This window comes from Microbacterium sp. G2-16M (genome assembly GCF_055809115.1).
Genome location: NZ_CM147897.1, coordinates 792,683 through 811,483, shown reverse-complemented (window position 1 = coordinate 811,483; position 18,801 = coordinate 792,683). Strand labels below are relative to the sequence as shown.

At 70.6% G+C, this 18,801-nt stretch carries 24 protein-coding genes; 13 read left to right on the top strand and 11 right to left on the bottom strand.

Annotated features, from left to right (window positions below; translation table 11 throughout):
* Positions 1 to 4 precede the first annotated feature (4 nt).
* Genes AC0L6F_RS04020 through AC0L6F_RS03990 form a run of 7 tightly spaced genes read right to left on the bottom strand, consistent with a single transcriptional unit; the run spans position 5 to position 5,718 of the window.
* A complete protein-coding gene (locus AC0L6F_RS04020; RefSeq protein WP_259613157.1) occupies positions 5 to 661 on the bottom strand; it encodes a response regulator transcription factor in 657 nt (218 codons plus the stop codon).
* Complete coding sequence (locus tag AC0L6F_RS04015; RefSeq protein ID WP_473539248.1) at positions 658 to 2,184, bottom strand: sensor histidine kinase; 1,527 nt, start codon at positions 2,182 to 2,184, stop codon at positions 658 to 660. The genes AC0L6F_RS04020 and AC0L6F_RS04015 overlap by 4 nt, the downstream gene beginning before the upstream one ends.
* 44 nt (positions 2,185 to 2,228) lie before the next feature.
* On the bottom strand, positions 2,229 to 3,623 hold the full coding sequence (locus tag AC0L6F_RS04010; RefSeq protein ID WP_473539247.1) for a class II fumarate hydratase: 1,395 nt from the start codon (positions 3,621 to 3,623) through the stop codon (positions 2,229 to 2,231).
* A gap of 50 nt (positions 3,624 to 3,673) precedes the next feature.
* The gene (locus AC0L6F_RS04005) at positions 3,674 to 4,306 is read right to left on the bottom strand and encodes a carbonic anhydrase (RefSeq protein WP_274638031.1); all 633 of its coding nucleotides are present in this window, start codon (positions 4,304 to 4,306) and stop codon (positions 3,674 to 3,676) included.
* Complete coding sequence (locus AC0L6F_RS04000) at positions 4,303 to 4,944, bottom strand: DUF4245 family protein (protein ID WP_473539246.1); 642 nt, start codon at positions 4,942 to 4,944, stop codon at positions 4,303 to 4,305. The genes AC0L6F_RS04005 and AC0L6F_RS04000 overlap by 4 nt, the downstream gene beginning before the upstream one ends.
* Complete coding sequence (locus tag AC0L6F_RS03995) at positions 4,944 to 5,174, bottom strand: exodeoxyribonuclease VII small subunit (RefSeq protein WP_259612178.1); 231 nt, start codon at positions 5,172 to 5,174, stop codon at positions 4,944 to 4,946. The genes AC0L6F_RS04000 and AC0L6F_RS03995 overlap by 1 nt, the downstream gene beginning before the upstream one ends.
* 40 nt (positions 5,175 to 5,214) lie before the next feature.
* Entirely contained in the window at positions 5,215 to 5,718 is a 504-nt protein-coding gene (locus tag AC0L6F_RS03990; protein WP_473539245.1) for a DUF2231 domain-containing protein, read from the bottom strand.
* A gap of 85 nt (positions 5,719 to 5,803) precedes the next feature.
* On the opposite strand from AC0L6F_RS03990, the gene AC0L6F_RS03985 reads away from it, so the two are divergent.
* Genes AC0L6F_RS03985 through AC0L6F_RS03975 form a run of 3 tightly spaced genes read left to right on the top strand, consistent with a single transcriptional unit; the run spans position 5,804 to position 7,579 of the window.
* A complete protein-coding gene (locus tag AC0L6F_RS03985) occupies positions 5,804 to 6,319 on the top strand; it encodes a sigma-70 family RNA polymerase sigma factor (RefSeq protein ID WP_473539244.1) in 516 nt (171 codons plus the stop codon).
* The gene (locus AC0L6F_RS03980; RefSeq protein WP_473539243.1) at positions 6,316 to 7,032 is read left to right on the top strand and encodes an anti-sigma factor family protein; all 717 of its coding nucleotides are present in this window, start codon (positions 6,316 to 6,318) and stop codon (positions 7,030 to 7,032) included. Before AC0L6F_RS03985 ends, AC0L6F_RS03980 begins: the two co-directional genes overlap by 4 nt.
* Positions 7,033 to 7,078: 46 nt before the next feature.
* Complete coding sequence (locus AC0L6F_RS03975; RefSeq protein WP_473539242.1) at positions 7,079 to 7,579, top strand: COG4315 family predicted lipoprotein; 501 nt, start codon at positions 7,079 to 7,081, stop codon at positions 7,577 to 7,579.
* A 6-nt stretch (positions 7,580 to 7,585) separates the two neighbouring features.
* Here the strand turns inward: AC0L6F_RS03975 and xseA are convergent, their stop codons facing one another.
* Positions 7,586 to 8,881, bottom strand: coding sequence for an exodeoxyribonuclease VII large subunit (gene xseA, locus AC0L6F_RS03970; RefSeq protein ID WP_473539241.1), 1,296 nt, complete (start codon positions 8,879 to 8,881; stop codon positions 7,586 to 7,588).
* A gap of 113 nt (positions 8,882 to 8,994) precedes the next feature.
* Here xseA and AC0L6F_RS03965 point away from each other — a divergent pair, with 113 nt between their 5' ends.
* From AC0L6F_RS03965 to AC0L6F_RS03955, 3 genes are read left to right on the top strand one after another with little or no spacing between them, the layout of a single operon-like run.
* Positions 8,995 to 10,017, top strand: coding sequence for a 4-hydroxy-3-methylbut-2-enyl diphosphate reductase (locus AC0L6F_RS03965; protein ID WP_473539945.1), 1,023 nt, complete (start codon positions 8,995 to 8,997; stop codon positions 10,015 to 10,017).
* The gene (locus tag AC0L6F_RS03960; protein ID WP_274638038.1) at positions 10,014 to 10,598 is read left to right on the top strand and encodes a DUF6264 family protein; all 585 of its coding nucleotides are present in this window, start codon (positions 10,014 to 10,016) and stop codon (positions 10,596 to 10,598) included. The genes AC0L6F_RS03965 and AC0L6F_RS03960 overlap by 4 nt, the downstream gene beginning before the upstream one ends.
* Before the next feature lie 21 nt (positions 10,599 to 10,619).
* Complete coding sequence (locus AC0L6F_RS03955) at positions 10,620 to 11,078, top strand: hypothetical protein (RefSeq protein ID WP_274638039.1); 459 nt, start codon at positions 10,620 to 10,622, stop codon at positions 11,076 to 11,078.
* An 18-nt stretch (positions 11,079 to 11,096) separates the two neighbouring features.
* On the opposite strand, the gene fbaA is transcribed toward AC0L6F_RS03955, so the two are convergent.
* Positions 11,097 to 12,125 carry a class II fructose-bisphosphate aldolase gene (gene fbaA / locus AC0L6F_RS03950; protein ID WP_473539240.1) on the bottom strand — a complete coding sequence of 343 codons (1,029 nt, stop codon included), beginning with the start codon at positions 12,123 to 12,125 and terminating at the stop codon, positions 11,097 to 11,099.
* A gap of 193 nt (positions 12,126 to 12,318) precedes the next feature.
* Between fbaA and glpX the strand changes: the two genes are divergently transcribed.
* A complete protein-coding gene (gene glpX, locus AC0L6F_RS03945) occupies positions 12,319 to 13,341 on the top strand; it encodes a class II fructose-bisphosphatase (protein ID WP_274638041.1) in 1,023 nt (340 codons plus the stop codon).
* 170 nt (positions 13,342 to 13,511) lie between these two features.
* Positions 13,512 to 13,754 carry a UDP-N-acetylmuramyl pentapeptide phosphotransferase gene (locus AC0L6F_RS03940; RefSeq protein WP_259612171.1) on the top strand — a complete coding sequence of 81 codons (243 nt, stop codon included), beginning with the start codon at positions 13,512 to 13,514 and terminating at the stop codon, positions 13,752 to 13,754.
* On the opposite strand, the gene AC0L6F_RS03935 is transcribed toward AC0L6F_RS03940, so the two are convergent.
* Positions 13,735 to 15,015 (bottom strand): DNA recombination protein RmuC, encoded by a 1,281-nt coding sequence (locus tag AC0L6F_RS03935; RefSeq protein WP_274638042.1) that lies wholly within the window; start codon positions 15,013 to 15,015, stop codon positions 13,735 to 13,737. The genes AC0L6F_RS03940 and AC0L6F_RS03935 overlap by 20 nt on opposite strands.
* A 46-nt stretch (positions 15,016 to 15,061) precedes the next feature.
* The gene (locus AC0L6F_RS03930; protein WP_259612170.1) at positions 15,062 to 15,667 is read right to left on the bottom strand and encodes an exonuclease domain-containing protein; all 606 of its coding nucleotides are present in this window, start codon (positions 15,665 to 15,667) and stop codon (positions 15,062 to 15,064) included.
* A 138-nt stretch (positions 15,668 to 15,805) separates the two neighbouring features.
* Between AC0L6F_RS03930 and AC0L6F_RS03925 the strand changes: the two genes are divergently transcribed.
* The 5 genes from AC0L6F_RS03925 to AC0L6F_RS03905 all read left to right on the top strand — a co-directional run bounded on the left by AC0L6F_RS03925 (position 15,806) and on the right by AC0L6F_RS03905 (position 18,769).
* Positions 15,806 to 16,555 (top strand): class I SAM-dependent methyltransferase, encoded by a 750-nt coding sequence (locus AC0L6F_RS03925; protein WP_259612169.1) that lies wholly within the window; start codon positions 15,806 to 15,808, stop codon positions 16,553 to 16,555.
* A 75-nt stretch (positions 16,556 to 16,630) separates the two neighbouring features.
* A complete protein-coding gene (ychF, locus tag AC0L6F_RS03920) occupies positions 16,631 to 17,704 on the top strand; it encodes a redox-regulated ATPase YchF (RefSeq protein WP_259612168.1) in 1,074 nt (357 codons plus the stop codon).
* A gap of 33 nt (positions 17,705 to 17,737) precedes the next feature.
* Positions 17,738 to 18,019, top strand: a complete 282-nt coding sequence (locus AC0L6F_RS03915) for a type II toxin-antitoxin system RelE/ParE family toxin (RefSeq protein WP_084595474.1) — start codon at positions 17,738 to 17,740, stop codon at positions 18,017 to 18,019.
* Positions 17,994 to 18,314 carry a HigA family addiction module antitoxin gene (locus tag AC0L6F_RS03910; protein ID WP_033106187.1) on the top strand — a complete coding sequence of 107 codons (321 nt, stop codon included), beginning with the start codon at positions 17,994 to 17,996 and terminating at the stop codon, positions 18,312 to 18,314. The genes AC0L6F_RS03915 and AC0L6F_RS03910 overlap by 26 nt, the downstream gene beginning before the upstream one ends.
* A complete protein-coding gene (locus tag AC0L6F_RS03905) occupies positions 18,311 to 18,769 on the top strand; it encodes an NUDIX hydrolase (RefSeq protein WP_473539239.1) in 459 nt (152 codons plus the stop codon). The genes AC0L6F_RS03910 and AC0L6F_RS03905 overlap by 4 nt, the downstream gene beginning before the upstream one ends.
* Positions 18,770 to 18,801 lie beyond the last annotated feature (32 nt).

Below are 18,801 nucleotides of genomic sequence, written 5' to 3'. Positions count from 1 at the left end.
CGTCTCAGCCCCAGCGGTACCCAGCGCCGCGCACCGTCGTGATGCGATCGTGCCCGAGCTTGCCGCGCAGATACCGCACGTACACGTCCACCACGTTCGAGCCGGGGTCGAAGTTCATGCCCCACACCTCGCTGAGCAGCCACTCCCGGGTCAGCACCTCGCCCGGATGGCGGAGGAACTGCTCGGCCAGCGTGAACTCCCGCGCCGACAGCTCGATCTCGCGTCCGCCGACGGTCGCGCGGCGGGCCAGCAGATCCAGGACGACATCGTCGCGCGACAGCAGGTAGTTCTTGCGCGGCGTCGCCTCGCGCAGACGTGAGCGCACGCGCGCCAGGAGCTCTTCGAACGTGAACGGCTTCGGGACGTAGTCATTGGCCCCGGCATCCAGTCCCTCGACGGTGTCGTGGGTGCTGGTGCGGGCGGTGAGCATGATCACCGGCAGCGTCGAGCCGGAACCGCGCAGCCGCCGCAGCACCTCGAAGCCGTCCATCTCCGGCAGCCCGATGTCCAGCAGCAGCAGGTCGACATCGCCGGACTGCGCCATCTCGAGCGCGGTGTCGCCCTCCTCGGCGATGACCGCCTCGTACCCGGCCGATTCCAGGCCACGCCGGACGAAGGCCGAGATGTGCGGTTCGTCTTCGGCGATGAGAATTCGGGTCATTCCGCTGCCTCTCGTTGGAGCACGACGTCGCCGGCGCGCACCGGCAGGGGGAGGGTGCCCGATCCGGGGCTCACCGGGATGCGGATCGTGAACGTCGCACCGCCACCAGGGGTGTCGGTGACATGGCAGCCACCGCCATGGGCCTTCACTATGGCATCGACGATCGCCAGGCCCAGGCCCGACCCGCCGACGGTGCGCTTTCCGCCGGCACGGTCGAACCGACGGAAGATGCGGTGCCGGGTCGCGGGAGGGATGCCGGCCCCATGGTCGCGCACCCACAGCTGCAGCTCGTCCGCGCTCGCGGTGCTTCCGACCTCGACCGGCGAGCCGGTGGGCGTGTACTTGGCGGCGTTGTCTGCCAGCTGCAGCCACGCCTGCAGCAGCCGGTCCGGCTCACCCGACACACGCACGTCGGCGATGGCCGCGACGTTCCAATCGTGGCCGGGGATCACGGTCACCAGTTCGCCGATCCGGCGGGTGAGGGTCGCGACGTCGACCTCGCGCATCGTGAACTGCTCGCCGCCTTCCACCGTGGCCAGCAGGTCGATGTCGGCCACCAGACGCGTCATCCGGTCCAGCTCGGCGATCCCGAGAACGCGGGTGGTGGCCACGTCGTCCGGGTCGGCGGGGTTCATCAGCTCGAGGTGCCCGCGCACGATGGTGATCGGCGTCTTCAGCTCGTGTCGCACGTCGTCCAGCAGCTGGCGCTGCACGTCCACCGAGCCCTCCAGCCGATCGAGCATGGAGTTCACCGTGCGGGTCATATCCGAGATGTCGTCGTTTCCCTGCGTGGGGATGCGCACGCCGAGGTCGGCCAGGGTGATCGAATCCGCGGTGTCGCGCAGATGCCGGATCGGCGAGAGCAGACGTCCGGCCACGAACCAGCCGACGCCGCCGATCGCCGCCAGCATGATCAGCGCGGCGATGCCATAGGTGATCACCGATGCGGCCAGGGGCTGCAGCTCCTGATCGAGGTCGACGGCACGGATGTACACGCCCTCTGACGGGTCGCCGGGCATGGTGACCGGGACGGCGATGTAGCGCAGCGACCCGGCGTCGGTGGCCGCGGTGCCCATCACCGCCGTCTGCGCGGCCTCGGCCTCGGACACGGCGCGCTGGAGCAGCTGGCGGTCACCGGAGATGTCGAATCCGCTGAGCGTCTCGGGTCGGAACCGCGGCTGCCCGTCGATGACGGCGACGGAGGCCTCGTTCTGGGCCGGCACCAGGCGGGCCACCGCCGCGTGCAGATAGTCCGCCACCGACCCGTAGTCGTCGATGGCCAGGTCCTCGCTGGCCGTCGCGGTCTGGTCGGTCGGCGGAATGGCAGACGGATCGGGCGCGCCGGCCACGGTGCGAAGGGCCGCGACCTGCGTCGTCAGCCGGTCGTCCACCCCCGCCAGGATGCGCTCCCGCTGAACCAGGAAGGTCACCCCGCCGACGACCGAGAGCCCCACGAAGGCGACAGCGAGTATCGCCCCCAGGATGCGGGTGCGCGCGGAGATCGATCGCTGCGTGCGGTGCACGGTGCCATTATCGCCCGTCGAGCCCCGCGCGCGTGCGCCGGGTCTCAGCCGGGGTGCGTCATGGAGAGCAGATCCAGCTTGGAGTCCAGCTGCTCCTCGGTCAGTTCCCCGCGTTCGACGTAGCCCAGCGCGATCACGGCCTCGCGGATGGTGATCCCCTCGGCGACGGCGTGCTTGGCGATCTTGGCGGCCGCCTCGTACCCGATAAGCTTGTTCAGAGGGGTGACGGTCGACGGCGACATCCCGGCCAGCTGGGCGGCGCGCTCCACATTCGCCTGCAGGCCGTCCACGGTCTTGTCGGCCAGGGCGCGCATGGTGTTGGACAGCAGCCGGATGGACTCCAGCAGGGCGGTGCCCATCACGGGGATCGCGACGTTCAGCTCGAACGCGCCGGAGGCGCCCGCCCAGGCGACCGTCGCGTCATTGCCGATCACGCGCGCGCACACCATGAGCGTGGCTTCGGGGATGACCGGGTTGACCTTGCCCGGCATGATCGACGAACCCGGCTGCAGGTCCGGGATGTGCAGCTCGCCCAGCCCCGTGTTCGGCCCGGATCCCATCCAGCGCAGATCGTTGTTGATCTTCGTCAGCGAGACGGCGATCGTGCGCAGCGCGCCGGATGCCTCGACCAGCCCGTCCCGGTTCGCCTGCGCCTCGAAGTGGTCCTTCGCCTCGACGATCGGGAGCTCGGTCTCGGCGGCCAGCAGCGCGATGACCTTCTGCGGGAAGCCCAGCGGGGTGTTGATGCCGGTGCCGACCGCGGTGCCGCCCAGCGGCACCTCGCCGACGCGGGGGAGGGCGGCGCGCACGCGCTCGATGCCCAGCCGCATCTGGCGGGCGTATCCGCCGAACTCCTGGCCGAGTGTGACCGGCGTGGCATCCATCAGGTGGGTGCGTCCGGACTTGACCGCGTCCTTCCACAGTTCGGCCTTGGCCTCGAACGCGACCGCGAGGTGGTCCAGCGCCGGGATCAGATCGTCGATGAGCGCCTGGGTCACGGCGATGTGCACCGAGGTGGGGAACACGTCGTTGGAGGACTGGGAGGCATTCACGTGGTCGTTCGGGTGCACCGGGGCGCCCAGCAGCCGCGAGGCGAGCGTGGCCAGCACCTCGTTCATGTTCATGTTCGACGACGTGCCCGAACCGGTCTGGTAGGTGTCGACCGGGAACTGGTCGTCGTAGGCGCCCGAGACCACCTCGTCGGCCGCGCCCGCGATGGCGTCGGCGATGGCGGCGTCGAGCACGCCCAGCTCCTTGTTCGCCAGCGCCGCCGCCTTCTTGATCCGGGCCAGGGCGGCGATCTGCGTGGGCTCCAGACCCGCGCCCGAGATCGGGAAGTTCTCTACGGCGCGCTGCGTCTGCGCGCTGTAGAGCGCAGCGGCGGGCACACGCACCTCGCCCATCGTGTCGTGCTCGATGCGGTATTCGGTGTCGGTCACTTCTTCGCTCCTTCTGAAGGCGGGCGCCCGCCCGCCGGCTCGGTTCGGGCTCACAGGCCCGGGATCGTCACGGCTCCCTCGACCACGTGCGGGATCACGGTGCCCTCGCTGAGGCGGTACTTGCCGCCGACGATGCCCAAGCGGCCGGCGGCCACGGCCTCGGCGAGGATGTCCGAGGAGTGCAGCAGCTCGGTGACGGTGTCGCGCAGGTGCTCGCGCCCGACGCGCTCCGCGTCGATCGCGACATCCGGATCCGCGTGCTTGACCCGCCGTGCGGCGGGCACGATCGGCGAGATCAGGCGCCAGATGTTGGTGGGCAGCTCTTCGGCGTCCGGCCGGGTGCTCTCCACGGCGGCGGCGACCGCACCGCAGGAGTCGTGCGCGAGCACGACCAGCAGCGGCACGTCCAGCAGCTCCACCGCGTACTCCAGGCTGCCGATGACGAACGGGTCGACCACGTGGCCGGCGTTGCGCACCACGAACAGGTCGCCCAGGCCCTTGTCGAAGATGATCTCCGCGGCCAGCCGTGAGTCCGAGCAGCCGAACAGCACGACATGCGGGCGCTGCCCGTCGGCCAGCTCGGTGCGGCGGTCCACATCCTGGCGGGGATGGCGGGGTGCTCCGGCGACGAAGCGCTCGTTGCCGCGCACCATCTCGTCCCATGCCTGCTGCGGAGTCGTCATCGATGTTCCTCTCGCAGGGCTGTGATCTGGTCGGCGAGCCCTGTCGCCGCGGTGGCCGCGGTCTGCGCATCGGCGGCACCGTAGATCAGGATCCGGTCGGTGCCGGCATCCGTGCCGATCGCATAGCTGATGTTCTGCGTCTGTGCCGGACCGGTGATCGCGTACCGCGTCCAGTCGATGCCGTCGATGGTCACGGTGCCGTCGGCGGCCGCGCCCGACAGCAGCCGCGCATCCCAGGCCGTGTCGGCGTCGAACCCCTGCGAGACCCGCAGGTACCCGCTGGTCTCATCGGTGGCGTAGACGATCGTCCAGGTGGCCGTCTGGTCGCCGGCGACGGCAGCCGAGTTCACCCGCCAGTCGGAGGGGACGTCGGGGACCACGAGCGTGCGGCCGTACGCGGACGACGCGTCCGCGGCCACCGCGGCGACGTCGATCGGCGACGAGTCGTCGATCGTTCCGCGGGGGCCGCTGAGCACGATCACCGCCACCACCGCGAGCGTGACCAGGAGGGCCGCGACCAGGTTGCGCACGGTCTGACTGGAGCGGTAGGCGTGCGACGACTCGGCTTTGCGCGCGGCGGTCTCGTCGGGCGTCTCGGGGCGGCCGAGCTCGGCCACGACCCGGGTGGGGCCGGCCATCATCCGTCGGTCTCCGCGTGCGCGCGGGCGTCGTCGAGCCGCCGTTTGGCGCCCAGCAGCCATTCTTCGCAGCGGGCGGCCAGGGCCTCGCCGCGCTCCCACAGCGCCAGCGACTGCTCCAGCGTGGGCGCGCCCTGCTCGAGCTCGCCGACGACGCGGACCAGTTCGTCGCGCGCCTGCTCGAAGGTCAGAGACGACACCTCGGTGACGCCCTGGCTCGATTCGGTCATGCACTACAGCTTAGTTCGGGTTCGGACAGCGCTCCTGCCCTCAGGTGCCGACGAGGCCGCCCCAGACGGCGCGGGCGCCGGCGTCCCCGATCAGCACGAGCAGCACCAGCGTCCCCGCCGACACGGCGACTGCGCTCACCGCCACCGCCGCATCGACGCCGAAGGCCGCGCGCGACAGCGAGGTGCGCACGCGGCGGCGTCCGAATCCGAACCAGAGCCACTGCACTAGGGCCACCGCGAACAGGCCGATCGCCCACGGGAGCAGCATCCGGCCGAGTTCTTCGTGCCGGGCGACCGCAGGCGACCGGCCCACCAGGGTCTCGAGGGACTCGCCGGCGCTGACCGTGATCGGCACCAGCACGAGGACGATGAGCGCGGCCAGGGGGGTCACGACGCCCAGCCGGCGCCGTGCGGCCGGCCAGAACGTGCCCAGCAGCAGCGCCAGGACGGTCAGCGGGGTCAGGATCACCACCGCATGCACGATCAGCGGGTGGAGCGGCAGTCCGGCGATCTGCAGCGGGTCGGCGAGCGGGCTCGGGTCCATACTCGGAACAACGAGACGGTGCATCCTCCGGTTCACCTGAACCCGACGACGCCGCGTCTCGTTCTCCCGTCAGAGGAGGTGCCGCATGCCGCCCGACGAGCAGGACGCGAGCCAGCGCCTGTCGGCGCTCTACGACGCGCACGCGCGCCCGGTCTGGCGGTACGTCGTCTCTCTCACGGGCGACCGGGCGGGGGCGGAGGACGTGGTGCAGGAGACGCTGCTGCGGGCCTGGCGCACGCCCCGGATCCTCGCGCAGGACCCCTCGACGGCGCGGGCCTGGATGATCACCGTCGCACGACACCTCGTCATCGACGAGGCACGCAGTGCACGTCGCCGGCACGAGAACGTCGTCGCCGATCCGCCGGAGCGGGCCGAGACCGACGCCACGGACCGCCTCTTCGAGGCGATCCTGATCGAAGAGGCGCTGCGCACGCTCAGCGACGAGCATCGTGCGGTGATCGTGACGGCGTACTTCCGCGGCCGCAGCGTCGCCCAGGCGGCGGCCGAGCTGGACATCCCGGAAGGCACGGTCAAATCGCGACTGCACTACGGGCTGCGGGCGCTGCGGCTCGCGCTGCAGGAGAGGGGAGTGACCCGATGAACCCGGAGGAGCACGCGGATTTCGCCGAGTGGGACGCGGCGTACGTGATCGGCGCGCTCTCGACGACGGACCGCCGGGCGTTCGAGGCGCACCTGGAGTCGTGCGCGCTGTGCCGCCGCGCGGTCGCCGAGCTGTCGTCGACGGTCGGGATGCTGTCGCGCCTGTCGGCCGACGACGCACAGGCCGTCCTCGCACCCGGCGGATTCACCGATGATGCGCTCGGGGAGGAGGCGGCGGTCCGGGCCGGACTCGCCTCGATGGCGCAGGCACGGACGCGGCGCCGGCGCCGCAGCTGGTGGGTCGCGGCGGCCGCGGCCGTGGTGCTGGTGGTGGGCGGGATCGCCGTGCCGGTCACGATCGCCTCGATGACCGCGCCGACCGCGGCGTTCGCGCTCGAAGAGGTCGGACGGGTGCCGCTCCAGGCGACGGTCCGCCTCACCGACGTCTCGTGGGGGACCCGGATCGACATGGACTGCCGCTATCCGGACGGGTACGCCGGGAACGTCCCCGTCGGCGGATGGACCTACGCGCTGGCCGTGGTCGACGCCGCCGGAGACGCCACGACCGTGTCGACGTGGCGGGCCGAGCCGGGCACGCGGGCCCGGGTCAGCGCGGGCACTGCGACGGCGGTCTCCGGCATCCGCGCGATCGAGATCCGCTCGGCGGCCGGCGCCGTGCTCATGCGGCGCGATCTTCCCGCCCGTGCCGGCTGAACGAATCCACGGCGGATCTCGTGTCATCGGTGACGAAGGGACCGCCATGCATCACAAGACCGCCGTGGGATCCACGGCACTGCTGCTCCTGCTCGTGCTGACCGGCTGCGCGGGAGGCGGATCGGGAGGCGGATCCGGGCCCTACGACGACGGCGCCCCCAGCGCGAAGACCACGTCGAGCGCGGCGCACACCGGCGACGCCCTCGCGACCGGCGACACGTCGCTGGGCGCGATCGTCGTGGACGGCGCGGGCATGACCGTGTACATGTTCGACAGCGACACGAAGGGGACGACCAAGAGCGCCTGCACCGGCACGTGCCTGACCAACTGGCCGCTGGTGACCACGACCTCGGCCACGCCGGCGGTCGAAGGGGTGACCGGCACGGTCGGGACGATCTCGGCACCCGGAGGGAAGCGCCAGGTGACGCTGGACGGCTGGCCGCTGTACACGTTCGCCGGCGACCACGCGCCCGGGGATGTCGCCGGTCAGGGGGTCGGCGGAATCTGGTGGGCACTCACCCCCGATGGCACGCCGATCGGACGATGACGCCGGCTACGGGACGGCGGTGCCGGCGCCGGACTCGGGCACCTCGCCCTCGGAGACGGCAGTGACCGACCCGCGGTCCACCGTGACCGTCAGCCGCGTCGCAGCCGGGGCCTGACTCGCGTCGCGCACGATCGTCCCGTCGCCGAGGTGCGCGATGGCGTAGCCGCGGGCCAGGGTGGCGCCGGGTGAGAGCGCACGCAGCGACGCGCGCAGCTCGGTCAGACGCCGGGCCCCGGCATCCACCCGTCGGTCGACGAGATCGCGCCCGCGGGTGCCGAGCATCCAGACGTCCTGGGTGCGGGACTGCAGCAGGGACTCGGGATCGCGCAGCACGGGACGGCTGCGCAGCTGCTCGAGCTGCGCGATGTCGTGCGTGATGCGCGTGGTCAGCCGGGTGGTCAGCCGCGAGCGCAGCTGCGCCACCAGAGCCCGCTGCTCGCCGACATCCGGTACGACCCGCTTCGCGGCGTCGGTGGGCGTGGAGGCGCGCAGATCGGCGACCTCGTCCAGCAGCGGGTGGTCGTTCTCGTGCCCGATCGCGCTGACGACGGGGGTGGATGCCGCGGCCACCGCCCGCAGCAGCCGCTCATCGCTGAACCCGAGCAGCGTCTGCGGGTCGCCGCCTCCGCGGGCGATGACGATCACGTCCACCTCGGGGTCGGCATCCAGCGCCTGCAGCGCCTGCAGCGTCTCGGGCACGCACCGCTCGCCCTGGACCGCGACGTGCACCGTCCGGAAGCGCACCTGCGGCCAGCGCAGCTCGGCGTTGCGGTGCACGTCCTTCTCGGCGTCGCTGCGTTCGCCGGTGATCAGGCCGATGCGATGCGGCAGGAACGGGATCGGCCGCTTGCGCGCCGGATCGAACAGCCCCTCGGCGCGCAGCTGCGCACGCAGCCGCTCGAGGCGCTCCAGCTGATCGCCGAGCCCGGCGTGCCGCATCTGCGACACCGTGAAGGCGAAATCGCCACCGCGGGCGTAGTAGTCGGCCTTGACCGCGGCCACCACCCGATCGCCGACCTTCAGCTCGTCGGTCAGGCGCGCCCGCACGCTGGACCAGAGCCGGAACGAGAGGGTCGCGTCCGCGCCGGTGTCCTTCAGTCGGCCGTAGACCGATCCGTTGCGCAGGTTCCACGAGGTGATCTCGCCCTCGATCCACACCGAGCCCCATCGCTCCACGAAGCCGTGGATCGTCTCGTTCAGGCGCGACACCGAGGTCGGTGCGTCGCGGGTCGAGTCGCGCGGGTGCACCGAATCGGGCGGGGGCGCCTGCCCGGCGACCGGCTCGGGGCGGAACGTGGTCATGCAGGTCCTTCCGTCGCGTCGGGTCGCGGGTCGGCATCGGGGGCGGCTCTCAGCGGTACGACCGTAGACTCGGTGGGGTGAGCACCCCTGCCGTTTCCCTGCCCGTGCCGCGAATCCCCGCGCCGCGGGCCGCCGCGCGGCGCGAACCGCTCCAGGATATCCCGGTGGACGGACACAAGCGGGTGCTGCTGGCCGCGCCGCGGGGGTACTGCGCGGGGGTGGACCGGGCCGTGGTGGCCGTCGAGAAGGCGCTCGAGCAGTACGGCGCCCCGGTGTACGTGCGCAAGCAGATCGTGCACAACCGACACGTCGTGACCGAACTGGAACAGGCCGGCGCGGTCTTCGTCGACGAGGTCGACGACGTGCCCGAGGGGGCGCACATCGTCTTCAGCGCGCACGGGATCGCACCGGCGGTGCGGGATGCCGCGGCCGCGCGCGGACTGCGGGCCATCGATGCGACCTGCCCGCTGGTGACCAAGGTGCATCGTGAAGCCGTGCGCTTCGCCCGCGACGACTACGAGATCCTCCTGATCGGTCACGCCGGCCATGAAGAGGTCGAGGGCACCGCCGGCGAGGCCCCCGACCGGATCACCGTCGTGAACTCCCCTGACGAGGCCGACACCGTGCAGGTGCGCGACCCGTCCCGCCTGGTCTGGCTCTCGCAGACGACGCTGTCGGTGGACGAGACGATGGAGACCGTGAACCGCCTGCGTGCGCGGTTCCCCGAGCTGCACGATCCGCCCACCGACGACATCTGCTACGCGACGCAGAACCGGCAGACGGCCATCAAGGAGGTCGCACGCGACGCCGACCTGGTGATCGTCGTCGGCTCGGCGAACTCGTCCAACAGCGTGCGGCTGGTCGAGGTCGCCCGCCAGGCCGGCGCCGCCGCCGCGCATCGGGTCGACTACGCCGACGAGATCCGGCAGGAGTGGCTGACCGGCGTGGGCACGATCGGCGTCACCAGCGGAGCATCCGTCCCCGAGGTGCTGGTGCGCGAGGTGCTCGACGACCTCGCCGCGGCCGGATACCGGGATGTCGCGCAGGTGAGCACCGCCGAGGAGGACATCGTGTTCGCGCTGCCTCGCCAGGTGCGGGATGCCGCGCCCGAGGCACACCGGGGAGGCCGACGATGACGACACCCGATCCGCGTCCGCGTCCGCAGTACGGCGAGTACGCGAGCCCCGAGGAGCAGCGCGCCCACATCGCGCACCCGACCGAGCACGCTCACGCCCAGCCGTCGCCGGATGCGGCCGCTCCGGTCACCCGCCCGGTCACGCGCCCGGCCACCCGCCCGGCCACGTCGGCGGCCGCACCGGCACGGCCGGGCGCTGAGGGACGGCCGAGCTCGCACCCCGTCGACCGGATCGTCACGCTCGCCCTGCTCGGCTACGGCGTGATCAACGTGATCCTGTCGGTGTTCTCGTTCCTCGACCTGGCCGCCGTCGCCGACCAGACGTACAAGCTGATGGGCATCCCCGGCTCGTTCACCGACACGTCGGCGGCGCGGATCTGGGGGATCGTGGCGGCGGTCGTGCTCGTGCTGGGCTACCTGGTGACGGCGGCTCTCGCGCTGCGACGGCTGCGACGCGGCCGGATCGCATGGTGGATACCCCTGGTGGGAGCCGCGATCACCTACATCCTGGTGTCGGTGTGCATGGCGGTGCCGCTGATGAGCGACCCGGCCTTCCTCGAGTACCTGCTCTCCTCGCGCTGACAGCGGGAGCAGACTGGACACATGCGCATCTCCCGAGTCCTCGCCGTGATCGCCGTCTCGCTGTGCCTGGGCGCGGCGGGAACGGCACTGACGTCCTGCGCCGCCGACCCCGGCCCCACGGTGGTGCTGAAGACCGCCGACTCCGGCGCCGGGACGGTGGTGGTGGATGCCGATGGTCGCGCGGTCTACCTCTACGATGCGGATGAGAAGGGGACCGACACCAGCAGCTGCACCGGGTCGTGCCAGGCGGCCTGGCCCGCGGTGACCACCACGTCGACCTCGCCGGAGGGGAAGGGCATCACCGGCCGGATCGGCGAGATCTCGGCCGGCGACGGGACCCATCAGGTGACCCTGGACGGATGGCCCCTGTACTACTTCGACGGCGACACCGTGCCCGGCACGATCAAGGGGCAGGGCATCGGCGGCGTGTGGTGGCTCCTCAACCCCGACGGGCAGAAGGTCACAGACATCGGCCGGTGACCTTCTCGGCTGGATTCGCTACGATCGGCTCTGGCCGTGCGATCCGAGCTGGCGGGTCGCCGCCACCACACGCGCGGCCATCGCCGACTCGGCGACCTTGCCCCATGCACGCGGGTCGTACAGCTTCTTGTTGCCGACCTCGCCGTCGACCTTCAGCACGCCCTCGTAGTTCTCGAGCATGTAGCCGGCGACCGAGCGGGTGAACGCGTACTGCGTGTCGGTGTCGATGTTCATCTTCACCACGCCGTTGGCGACGGCGGTCGCGATCTCCTCGTCACTGGACCCGCTGCCCCCGTGGAAGACCAGCTCCAGCGGCTTGGGTCCGGTGCCGAACCGCTCGGCGATGCCGGACTGGATCTCGCCCAGCAGCTCGGGGCGCAGCTTCACGTTGCCCGGCTTGTACACGCCGTGCACGTTGCCGAAGGTGAGCGCGGCGATCCAGCGGCCGGCGTCGCCGAGGCCGAGGGCCTCGACGGCCTTGGTGACGTCGCCGACCGTGGTGTACAGCGCATCGTTGGTGCCCTCGTGCTTGACGCCGTCCTCCTCGCCGCCGACCACCCCGATCTCGACCTCGAGGATGGCGTTGATGTTCTTCAGCCGGGGGAGCAGGTCGCGGGCGATCTCGATGTTCTCATCGAGGGGGACGGCCGAGCCGTCCCACATGTGGGACTGGAAGATCGGGTTGCGTCCGGCCCTCACCTCCTCCTCGGAGGCGGCGATCAGCGGCAGGACGAAGTCCTCGAGCGCGGGCTTCGGGCAGTGGTCGGTGTGCAGCGCCACCGTGATCGGGTAGTTCTTGGCGACCTCGGTCGCGAAGCGCGCGAAGGCGAGCGCCCCGGTCGCGCGTGCCTTCACGGACTGCCCGGCGAAATAGTCGGCGCCGCCGGTGGTCACCTGGATGATGCCGTCCGATCCCGCCTCGGTCAGGCCCTGCAGGACCGCATTGATGGTCTGCGAGCTGGACACGTTGATCGCCGGGTAGGCGAATCCGCCGGCCTTCGCGCGATCGAGCATCTCGGCGTACTGTTCAGGCGTTGCGACGGGCATGGCGTGTGCTCCTTGGGATGGTCGGGACAGGGAACCGTCCTCAACTCTAGCGAAGCGCGGTCCGGCGCCTCCGCGGAGGTGGCGAGGCCGGCAGAGTCACCGGAGATGACACCTGGGAAAGAATCAGGTTTCCTTCTGGGGGTGGCGGCGGGAACCGGGACGAATCCTCGCCGTCCGGCGATATCGTGACGGCATGGTGAGTCTTACGGCGGACATGAACACCCCCTCGGCCACGAGCGGCGGGTCGGGCGCACCGCTGCGGCCGGACCGCAATATGGCGCTCGAACTGGTGCGCGCCACCGAGGCCGCCTCGATCCGTGCCGTCCCGTTCATCGGACGAGGCAAGAAGGAGGCCGCCGACGGCGCCGCCGTGGACGCGATGCGCGCCTTCCTGACCACCGTGAGCTTCGACGGCACCATCGTCATCGGCGAGGGTGAGAAGGACAACGCCCCGATGCTGTTCAACGGCGAGCGGGTGGGCAACGGCACCGGGCCGCAGTGCGATGTGGCCGTCGATCCCATCGACGGCACCTCGCTCACGGCAGCAGGGCGCAACAACGCGCTGTCGGTGATCGCGGTCTCAGACCACGGCACCATGCTGGACGCGTCCAGCGTGTTCTACATGGACAAGCTGGTGACCGGCCCGGCCGGCGTGGGCGTCGTCGACATCCGCCTGCCCATCGGCGAGAACATCCGGCGACTGGCGAAGGCCCTCGACAAGCCGATCGACGAACTGGTGGTCTCGGTGCTGCACCGGCCCCGGCACGAGAAGCTCATCGACGAGATCCGCGAGGCGGGCGCCGGCACCCGGCTGATGAGCGACGGCGACGTCGCCGGGGGCATCAACGCGGCCCGCCACGGCGCGCGCACCGACATGTGCGTGGGCGTCGGCGGCAGCCCGGAGGGAATCGTCACGGCGTGCGCGATCAAGGCGCTCGGAGGCCACATCCAGGGGCGTCTGTGGCCGCGCGACGACGATGAGAAGCAGCGCGGGATCGATGCCGGGCTGAAGCTCGACGGGCATGTCTACGAGGCCGACGACCTCGTGCACGGCAGCAACACCATCTTCGTGGCCACCGGGGTCACCAACGGCGAGCTCGTCGCCGGCGTGCGACGAGAGGGCGGCTTCGTCTACACCGAGAGCGTCGTGCTGCGCGGGGCCTCCGGCACGCTGCGGCGGATCTCGTCGGAGCACCTCGTCTCCAAGTGGCTGTGAGCGGTCCCGCCGGCCGCGTGTGACTGCTGTTACTCCTGTTGCCAATGTGACGATCGGGTTGCACGAGGCGCGAAATGCGTCTGTTTCCCAGACATGCGTGGCAGAATCGTGCCGGCTGTGAACGGGACCCGTGATCCGGGTCGGAATCCTCGGCCGCGGAGGAGACGGACATGTCAGGACACGTCGGCGACACCCAGCCGCGCACGGGCGCTCACGCCGTGGTCGCAGACGCGTTGGCCCGCACCGGCTCGCATCCCAAGGAAGAAGTCGATCCGGCGCGTCGCCCGGATGTGCTGTTCCGCGTGCGGCACGAAGAGGGTGAGCAGGTCTCGGCCTGGTGGATGATCGGCGCGTTCGTCGCGGTCTCGGCCGGTGTGATCGCCCTGCTCAGCTTCATTCCGGGCGGCCAGTAGCCTCCAGGCGAGACCGGATCTCGCCCACATCCGCCGACAACGGTGCGTCATCGGCGGTCTCAAGCAGTTCGGGGGCGGTCAGGCGTCGGGTGGTGGCCTCGATGACGGCGGGCTCGGCCAGGGCGTCCAGCTTGGTCTGGTCGATCCCCGGGAAGCGGCGCGCGGTGACCAGGACGCGTGACTCGAGAGAACCGACGAAGCGGTTGTAGCTGTCGACGGTCCGTTCGATCGCGCGGCGCAGGTCGTCGGCGTGCGAGGCCAGTGCCGACAGCCGCCCGTACAGCTCGTTGCCGAGGTCGAACAGGCGGCGTGCCTCCTGCGAGACATCCTGCTGCGTCCAGGTGAGGGCGACGGTCTTCAGCACCGCCCAGAGGTTCACGGGTGAGGCCAGAGCCACGCGCTTGCCGAATGCGTAGTCCAGGAGTGAGGGATCGGCTTCGAGGGCGGCGGCGAGGAGAGACTCGCTCGGGATGAAGCAGATCACGAACTCGGGGCTGGAGTCCAGACCCGCCCAGTAGGCCTTCTTGGCCAGGGCGTCCACGTGGGAGCGCACGGCCTTCACATGCTTGTCGATGAGGCTGCGACGGCGCGCGAGCTCGTCGCCCTGGGCGGTCAGCGGGATCGCGCTGGCGTCCAGATACGCGTCCAGCGGCACCTTGGCATCCACTGCCAGCGACTTCTCGCCGGGAAGGCGGATGACCATGTCGGGACGGCCGGCCCCGGCATCCGACGAGATCGAGGTCTGCGTCTCGAAATCGACGTACCGGGTGAGCCCGGCCGCCTCCACGACACGGCGCAGCTGCGTCTCACCCCAGACGCCGCGGGTGCTGCCCGATCGCAGGGCGCCCGCGAGCGACTCGGTGGTCGCCCGCAGCGACTCCTCCGTCTCGTTCGTGCGGCGCAGCTGCTCGGCGAGCGAGCCGTACTGCTGGTGCCGGTCGTGCTCCAGATCCTCCACCTTGCGCTGCATGGTGGTCAGAGCATCCTGCACCGGCGCCAGCGCCCGCAGCACCGCCTGTTCGCGGCGCTCGCGCTCCTCGCGCGCGGCGTGATCGGCCCGCGTCTGGCCGGCCAGCTCCTGGTACAGCCGGCGCTGCTGCTCGACCTGATCGCGCAGGCCGGCGGCGGCCGCCTCGGCAGTGGCGGCGCGGGCGGCCAGGGTGGACCCGTCGGCGGCGGCCCGGGCGCCGCGCAGCGCCCAGCCCACGATCAGGCCCAGGGCGAGACATCCGATCGCCAGCAGCAGAGGCAGTGCATCCATGTGGCCATCATGGCTGCCACCGCCGACATCGCCGCGGCGGCGCGCGTCAGGCGACGGCGAAGACCGGTTCGGGATGCTGTGCGAGCGGGCCGATCGTCTGCACACGGACCGCGTGCATCCCGGCGAGGTCGTCGATGTCGGCGGCACCGGCGCGCCGGGCGGCCTCGATCACGATGTGCGCGCAGGCGACCGCATCCGCGGTGGCGTCGTGGTGCGGGAAGTCGGCGAAGCCCGCCTCGGCGGCCACCAGCGGCAGCCGATAGGACGGCAGGTCGAACGCCTTGCGCGCCAGCTGCAGACTGCACAGGTAGCGGTACGGCGGGACGGGGTCGCCGGTGGCCTCGCACGCGCGACGGATCACCGTCATGTCGAAGCCGGCATTGTGCGCCACCAGCACGTCGGCGCCGGCGAAGGCGGCGATGTCGCCCAGCTGCTCGCTCCAGCCCTTGGCGTCGGCCACGTCGTGGGGCCGGATGCCGTGGATGCCGATGTTCACCTCGAAGAACCGATCGTGACCGGCCGGCGGGCGGATGAGCCAGCCGGCGCGGGCGACGATCCGGCCGCCGCGCACCCGGGCGAGCCCGACCGCGCAGGCGGAGGCACTGCTGGAATTCGCGGTCTCGAAGTCGATCGCGGTGAAATCCAGGGGCACGGCTCCACTCTCGCCCGGGTGCGGCCGCCCGGCGGCGAGGCGCGCCGTCGCAACAGCAGGCTGAAACCGTCGATCTCGGCCGAATGGGTGCGTCGGCAGCGGATTCCGCCTGCTGTTGCCACATCATAGGCTTCAGGCATGGCCACACGTGAAGAGATGTCCCGCTCGTTCGGGGCGGCCGCGGACGCCTACGACACGGGTCGCCCGGAGTATCCCGCCGAGGCGGTGGAGTGGCTGCTGGAGCCCGTCCGCGCCGACGCCCGCCGCCCGCGCGTCGCCGATGTCGGAGCGGGCACCGGCAAGCTCACCCGGCCGCTCGTGGAGGCCGACGCCGAGGTGGTCGCGATCGACCCGGATGCCGAGATGCTGGAGCGACTGCGGCAGTCGGTGCCGGGGGTGCCCACGTTCGTCGGCACCGGCGAGGCGCTCCCGCTGCCGGATGCCGGTCTGGACGCGGTCGTGTTCGGCCAGGCGTGGCACTGGGTCGATCCGACCGCGGCCAGCACCGAGGCCGGCCGGGTCCTGCGTCCCGGCGGCGTGCTGGGCCTGATCTGGAACGTCCGTGACGAGAGCACTGCATGGGTGGCCGAGATGAGTGCGATCATGCACGGCAGCGCCGCCGAGGCGATGCTCGCCGCCGGTGGGCCGACCATCGCGTCGCCGCTGGGGGAGGCGGAGGAGAGGACGTGGTCCTGGAAGCGCCCGATGACCCGGGCGACGCTCGGCGACATGGTCCACTCGCGCAGCTACATCATCACCGCCGCGTCGGGCGAACGCGAGCGCATCGATCGCGAGCTGGAGGCGCTGTTCGACCGGATCGGCGCCGTCGACGGCGCCGTGATCGACCTGCCGTACCAGACGAAGGCGTTCCGTTCGCGGCGTCCCTGACGCACCCACCGGGGTCGCGTCCGCGCTCGGACGGCGGCCGGGCCGCGGCATCCCGCCCCGGTAGAGTGGATGCCCGTGGCCCTCACCATCGGAATCGTCGGACTGCCCAATGTCGGCAAGTCCACCCTGTTCAACGCCCTGACCAAGAATCAGGTGCTGGCGGCGAACTATCCGTTCGCCACGATCGAGCCGAACATCGGGGTGGTCAGCCTGCCCGACCGGCGCCTGAACCAGCTCGCCGAGGTGTTCGGCAGTGAGCGGATCGTGTCGGCGACCGTGTCGTTCGTCGACATCGCCGGCATCGTCCGCGGCGCGAGCGAGGGAGAGGGGCTGGGCAACCAGTTCCTCGCGAACATCCGCGAGGCCGACGCGATCGCCCAGGTGGTGCGCGGTTTCGCCGACGCCGACGTGGTGCACGTCGAGGGCGATGTGAACCCGCAGGGCGACCTGGAGACCATCAACGCCGAGCTCATGCTCGCCGACCTGCAGACGCTGGAGAAGGCCCTGCCGCGGTACGAGAAGGAGGTCAAGGGCCGCCGACTCGACAAGGCAGTGCTCGACGCCGCGCTGGCCGCCAAAGACGCCCTCGAGCGCGGCGTGCTGCTGTCGGCATCCGGTGTGGACCTCGAGCCGATCCGCGAACTGGGGCTGCTGACCGCGAAGCCGTTCATCTTCGTGTTCAACGTGGACGAGGCCGTCCTGACGGATGCTGCGCGCCTGGCCGAGCTGGAGGCGCTGGTCGCCCCGGCGCATGCCGTGTTCCTGGACGCGAAGATCGAGTCCGAGCTGATCGACCTCGACCCGGAGGACGCCGCGGAGCTGCTCGCCTCGACCGGGCAGACGGAGTCAGGCCTGGACCAGCTGGCGCGGATCGGCTTCGACACGCTGGGCTTGCAGACCTATCTCACCGCGGGGCCGAAGGAGGCGCGCGCCTGGACGATCGGCAAGGGCTGGAAGGCACCGCAGGCGGCCGGCGTCATCCACACCGACTTCGAGAAGGGCTTCATCAAGGCCGAGGTCATCTCGTTCGACGACCTGATCGAGCTCGGCTCGGTCGTGGAGGCCCGCGCGCACGGCAAGGCGCGGCTGGAGGGCAAGGACTACGTCATGCAGGACGGCGACGTGGTGGAGTTCCGGTTTAACGTCTAGCGTTAATGACGCTCTTCGTTATACACTAACCGTGTGATCAGATCGTTCGGGAGCAAAGAGACCGAGCGCATCTGGCATGAACGGTACGTCAAGGGTGTTGACCGGCTGGTGCAGCGAGCGACGTTGCGCAAGCTTGAGTTGATTCACGCGGCCAAGGATGTTGAGGACCTTCGGATCCCGCCGGGCAATCGGTTGGAGCGGTTGGTCGGTGACCGGCGCGGGCAGCACAGCATCCGGGTGAACTCGCAATGGCGTATCTGTTTCGTCTGGAGAGATGGAGGAGCGGAAGATGTCGAACTCGTCGATTATCACTGAGGCTGACCTGATCGAGCCCATCCACCCGGGGGAGATCCTGATGGAGGACTTCATCGAGGGCTTTGGGATCACGCAGAACAAGCTGGCCGTGTCGATTGGAGTGCCGCCGCGGCGCATCAATGAGATCGTGCATGGTAAGCGCGGCATCACCGCGGATACCGCGATCCGCCTGGCACGCTACTTCGGCACCTCGGAGGAGTTCTGGATGAACCTGCAGACGAGTTACGAGCTGCGGATTGAACGTCGGGCGCTGAGTGACAAGGTCACCGCGATCACGCCGCTGAAGGCCGCGTGAGCAGCGGGCCAGAGCGTCGAGTCGTCCGGAAGGTCGTCGGCTACGTCGTGCATGAGGGGCGGCTGCTTGTGTTCACGCACGACGATGTGTCTCTCGACGTGACCGGTGTTCAGGTGCCTGCCGGCACGATCGAGCCGGATGAGTCTCCTGAGGCCGCCGTCGTGCGCGAGGTCTTCGAGGAGACGGGGTGCGCCGTTCGAGTTGTCAGCGCACTGGGTATCGAGCGCTACGACGTGTGGCCCTCCAAATCGGAAGTGCACGAGCGGCATTTCTTCCAACTGGCGCTGGTGGACCTGGATGATCCACCTGAGCGGTGGGGTGCTGGTGAGGAAGCCCCGTCGGATGGTGGTGTTGCGCAGCCGTGGACGTGCTACTGGGTTCCTCTCGATCAGGGCCACGTGCTGTGTGCCGGGTTTGGTGCGCGGCTCGGGGAGATCGTCCCGGAAGTTCGGTGAGACCGCTAACGGTGACGTAACCCGGTGGAGTT